The sequence below is a fragment of the Citrobacter sp. TBCS-14 genome, assembly GCF_005280805.1.
Taxonomy (GTDB): domain Bacteria; phylum Pseudomonadota; class Gammaproteobacteria; order Enterobacterales; family Enterobacteriaceae; genus Citrobacter; species Citrobacter gillenii.
On record NZ_SZWM01000461.1, the window covers coordinates 1 to 499 of the forward strand.

Below are 499 nucleotides of genomic sequence, written 5' to 3' on the forward strand. Positions count from 1 at the left end.
GGATACGTTTGGTCAGGTCGGCCGCTTCTTGTTCAGTGAAGCTTACACCAGGGATTTGTGACAGCAGCGGCAGAATGGTCACACCAGAGTGTCCACCGATAACCGGAACTTCAACGTCGCCAGGCTGCTTGCCTTTCAGTTCCGCCACAAAGGTGTTGGAGCGGATGATGTCCAGCGTGGTCACGCCAAACAGTTTGTTCTTGTCGTANCGTATACGCCTGCTTTTTTCAGCACTTCAGCAGCAATAGCAACGGTCGTGTTCACTGGGTTAGTGATGATACCGATACACGCTTTCGGGCAAGTTGTAGCAACCTGCTGCACCAGATTCTTCACGATGCCAGCATTCACGTTAAACAGGTCAGAACGGTCCATACCTGGTTTACGTGCAACACCCGCAGAAATCAGCACCACGTCAGCACCTTCCAGTGCAGGGGTCGCATCTTCACCGCTGAAGCCTTTGATTTTCACAGCAGTAGGGATATGGCTCAAATCAACGGCC

Annotated in this window: 1 pseudogene; it reads right to left on the reverse strand. The window is 52.2% G+C overall.

Annotated features, from left to right (window positions below):
* Nucleotides 1-499, reverse strand: a pseudogene (locus tag FDX22_RS16930) (malate dehydrogenase); the annotation flags it as partial.